5 protein-coding genes are annotated in these 3,671 nt (G+C 57.4%); 1 reads left to right on the top strand and 4 read right to left on the bottom strand.

All coding sequences use genetic code 11. The annotated features are described in order from the left end of the window. Window positions 1-1,329 precede the first annotated feature (1,329 nt). Window positions 1,330-1,479: a hypothetical protein gene (locus AWB74_RS43625; protein ID WP_200822121.1), complete on the bottom strand. Its 150-nt coding sequence runs from the start codon at window positions 1,477-1,479 to the stop codon at window positions 1,330-1,332. 75 nt (window positions 1,480-1,554) lie between these two features. Between AWB74_RS43625 and ligD the strand changes: the two genes are divergently transcribed. Continuing rightward, window positions 1,555-1,899: a non-homologous end-joining DNA ligase LigD gene (gene ligD / locus AWB74_RS48050; protein ID WP_327363309.1), complete on the top strand. Its 345-nt coding sequence runs from the start codon at window positions 1,555-1,557 to the stop codon at window positions 1,897-1,899. A 49-nt stretch (window positions 1,900-1,948) separates the two neighbouring features. Here ligD and AWB74_RS43615 read toward each other — a convergent pair whose 3' ends face one another. The 3 genes from AWB74_RS43615 to AWB74_RS46235 form a co-directional block, all read right to left on the bottom strand. Further along, window positions 1,949-2,170, bottom strand: coding sequence for a hypothetical protein (locus AWB74_RS43615; protein ID WP_061152680.1), 222 nt, complete (start codon window positions 2,168-2,170; stop codon window positions 1,949-1,951). Between the two features lie 86 nt (window positions 2,171-2,256). Then, the gene (locus AWB74_RS43610) at window positions 2,257-3,180 is read right to left on the bottom strand and encodes an SOS response-associated peptidase family protein (RefSeq protein ID WP_235024945.1); all 924 of its coding nucleotides are present in this window, start codon (window positions 3,178-3,180) and stop codon (window positions 2,257-2,259) included. Window positions 3,181-3,333: 153 nt separating this feature from the next. Next, a complete protein-coding gene (locus AWB74_RS46235) occupies window positions 3,334-3,531 on the bottom strand; it encodes a hypothetical protein (RefSeq protein WP_143749518.1) in 198 nt (65 codons plus the stop codon). Window positions 3,532-3,671 lie beyond the last annotated feature (140 nt).

The raw sequence follows: 3,671 nt of genomic DNA, 5'->3' as shown, positions 1-3,671 counted from the left end.
AGCATCAACAGTAGGGCTGTCGCTTTTACCGCGGCGCGCTTCTGTCGGCTGGAGCGTTCGTTTTTCATGATGTCTCGTAATTTCAATATCAACCGCTGGGGCAAAAGACGCTCCGCGCCCCAACGCGAGGCCGCAGGGCGAGCAGAAGCGGTCCCTCCGCCTAACCAGCGGGCGTGGGAGTCGGCGTTTCGTGGGGCCTGTTTTTTTGCAGGTGTAGGCTGGCCGCCCTCGTTTGGGCTTCCCGCTTGATATGGATGTCTAAGTACTTGGCGGCCTAATCAGCAGACGCGCGTCAACTGGCATACCGGCGATTGAGACGGCGCGGTCGGCAGCTTCGACAAGCCAAGTCGCCGGTCATCGGTCGAGTGCAAAAGTGAGATGCGTGCGCCGGTGTATCGCTTCGAGCATCCTGAGGCGCATGGACCGGCCGCTTTCTTCCCTTCTTGTGCGTACTTGATCATTACATTCCCCGTATCAGGCGTTAGAGTGTAATTAGTGCCTGTGTTGCGACGTAACTGTACGCAGAAAGTACCGCGTTATGCGTGGTCAAACGAACGTTTCGCTTTCAATCGTGGGATGAATGGTGAGGCAGCGCACGTCGATCTTGAACGCCGTCTTTTTACGGCAGAATGGCTGAAAGGAAGCAGGCAAGGAAAGGGGCTGTGGCCGCTTTTGGTTGACCGGGTTGCGAACCACTGGAGTATCGGACACAGCGAGACGACGGCCCGATTGCAAAGTCTGCGGCGGTGGCGTAGCTAATCACCGAAAAACTCAAAAGCAGGAATTTTTTGAACGGGCGCCGGCCTTTGGCGTTGTCTAATCTAATCTGATCGATCCGATCGGGCGATCCAGTCCGAAAGCTGTTTTACCGATTCGCTCACTAGAGGTGAGAACATGGCCTGCTGCAAAGCGAAAGTGGGCATTCAAGTCCTGGCCATGGACGCCCATTTATTAAAGTTCCACGCCAGCGTGCGCCAGCCGGCAGTATGAAATCAAACGATCGCTAGAATAGCGGCGCAGATGTACTTGTTGTGGTCATTTCCTAGGTAGCTCCCCGCTTCTTAGGTTGCCCCGCTTCGGCGGTCCGCTTCGGCGGGGTTTTTCTCGTTGTGAACACCATCTCATGAAGCGTCTATGGCTGGCAAGCGCGAAGAAGCTTCGATCATAAGGTTCTTGTAAAAGTTGGCTTTTTTGAAAAGCGGGTCTTTTCTTTGACTCGATCGAACTGGAACAGGACATCGAGCCGGTTCACGCGTAAATCATTGCATCCGGATCAAAACGGAGTCGGCGACAACAGGGCTGCTAGTCCGGCGGTGGGCCTGATTACGGTCAGCCCTCGATCCAAGGCGGCTCGATCGGTCCAGCAAACAGCCCGCCATCAAAGAACGCGTCGTCAAGTTCGATGATGGAGTCGTCTCCCATGAGAATGACAACATACTCGCCTGTCCCATTGCGAGGCACCTCGGAGATTTCCGCCATTGTTTGTTGAGGCGATCGCTCGTCCACGAAACGCAACCAGTAGTAGCCCCCACTCGCCGGCAGAGCTGGGAGGAAGTGAAGCTTTTCTCACAAGCGGTCGCGCAGCACGTGACGCGTGTCGTGCCGCAGCGATTTTCAGCCGTGCTGGGCCCGAAAAATCGAGTTGGGAAAATCTTCATCGACTATCTGCGCAATGGCCGAAGCGCCAGTACAGTGGCCGCGTTCTCGGTGCGCGCGCGCCCTGGCATGGCTGTATCGATGCCGATATCGTGGGATGAGTTGACGGATGTAAAAAGCGGCGACCAATGGACGATGGCGCAAGCCATACACCGACAACGCCCGCTTGCGGCGGACCATGGGAAGGCTACTGGCGCACACGGCAAGGAATCACTGCCGCGATGCGCCGCGCGATCGGCATGAAGCGCTAGACAGGGAGCACTTCATGCCGGTCGACCACATCTAAGCCGTTTCATCCACGCGCCTCGGTGCCCTTCAGTTCACCGTGCTTGTGTGAGTGTGTCGCCGCATATTTGAGTTCGAAGTGGGCGCCCTTGCCGCTTCTCGTCGGCGGAAAATGTTCGCCCTCGACACACGTGACTTCGAACGTATCCTTGCCATCGTCATGAACGACGGAATAGATGCCGGACACCTTGACGATCTCACCGGGCTTATACGAGTTGTCGCCTGCCATCGTTGCACCTCATAAGTAAAGAACAAAAACAACTGAGCAAGGCGTGTTCCGAGTGGTGTTCGCAAGCGGCTGCCGCTGTCCACGATTTATGCGGCGAGTCGATGCTCGTAGTAAGGCCGGTCTCGATCCTCGAGAATCGCATCGAGTGCGGCGAGGTCGGACGCCTGCGGATTCAACCAGGCGTCGACGTTCTCACGCTTGATCGCGACGATGCAGCGATCGTGGCCTGCGGCTTCCACCTCGGCAGGCGGTTCATCGGTGATGGCGGCAAACGAGAGGAGATCCGGCTGCCCGGGAGCCGTCCACTTCGACCAGAGACACGCAACCATCAGCAACTGCCCGTTGTTGGGCCGAAACTCTAGGACGACGTTTTCGCCGGGCGCCTGCGGCCCGTCATGCGTTTCGAACAGCGTGTTCTCGCACTTCGCTCGCATAACATTCTCGTAGAAAACGTCAACGAGCATCAGCCCATGCGTGTAGCCAAAACACGGCTTCCAGAATTTTTCCAGGCTATCGCGCCGCGCATTGTATGTTCCGGGGTACTTAACATCGTAGTTCGCAGGTTTGCCCGCGATGCGACACTGGTAGCGCATCGGCTTGACGACATACTGCCCGTCTTCGACCACGAGAACGGGCGCGTAGTAGCCGGGAAAAATGCGCGAGTCGCGGGGCTCTGGGTGGGTTCGGCCGAGGTCGGCAAGTCGCCGTAACGCCGCATCGATCTTGTCCGTCGCGATCCGCTTGCTTTCGGTCGCCGTTTTGGTGATCTTCGTCTTCAGCGTGCGCTCAGCATCGGCCAGCCGCGTTCGCTGCTTGAAAAGGTCCTGCTCGACCTTGGTCGCCTGTTCCGCGTTGTACCAATCAATGAAGGTCTTGATCTGACGCTCGTCATCGGTCTGAGGCTCACGGAAGGCGTCTTCCATCGCCTTCGGGATTTTTGCCTTGCTGCCCTCGGCGCGCTCCCAGAACAGTCGCGTGAACTCGCGGATATCCATCTGTGCGCCGAACATCTTCACCTAGCGGCGATAGTCTGCCTGGATTTGCGCTGAGTAACACATGCGTCAGATCTCTCCTTTTTATGATGGCGGTACGCCAAGGCCCAGAACGTCAGAGCGCCTCTTTGCACAGCGCCAGCATCTTCTCGATGACGGTGCAAGAATAGTTTAATTGCATTCACCCGTGAAGATTGCCTGGACTTTCGGCTGGCGCACCGCGAAGCCGGGGCCTTTCAGGTCTCGCTTGGCGATTTTGAGCGCCAGTCGGCCGAGGCGCACGCGCTCCAGCCGATCCATGAGACGGGCAATAGGACAAGAAGGCGCGGGACGGGTGCATCGGTCCCGGCGCTTGATGTGCTGGCTCATGAGTAGCACCAGGCGTATCGAATTCGGCGGGACATACAGATGTCATGGGATCCCGAGTGAACCCCGAGCGTTGGAACAGATGATGCTTCGACGTGGCTATGTTCCGGCGGAGCCGGATGATGAAAAAACTGCTCGAGATT

Source organism: Caballeronia arvi, assembly GCF_001544695.2.
GTDB classification, from domain to species: Bacteria; Pseudomonadota; Gammaproteobacteria; order Burkholderiales; family Burkholderiaceae; genus Caballeronia; species Caballeronia arvi.
This window is presented reverse-complemented; position numbering and strand designations above follow the sequence as displayed.

Excerpts from the sequence above, each read along its gene's own strand:
- AWB74_RS43625 (WP_200822121.1), bottom strand. The coding sequence starts at position 1,479 with ATGGCGGAAATCTCCGAGGTGCCTCGCAATGGGACAGGCGAGTATGTT.
- AWB74_RS46235 (WP_143749518.1), bottom strand. The coding sequence starts at position 3,531 with ATGAGCCAGCACATCAAGCGCCGGGACCGATGCACCCGTCCCGCGCCT.
- AWB74_RS43615 (WP_061152680.1), bottom strand. The coding sequence starts at position 2,170 with ATGGCAGGCGACAACTCGTATAAGCCCGGTGAGATCGTCAAGGTGTCC.
- AWB74_RS43610 (WP_235024945.1), bottom strand. The coding sequence starts at position 3,180 with ATGTTCGGCGCACAGATGGATATCCGCGAGTTCACGCGACTGTTCTGG.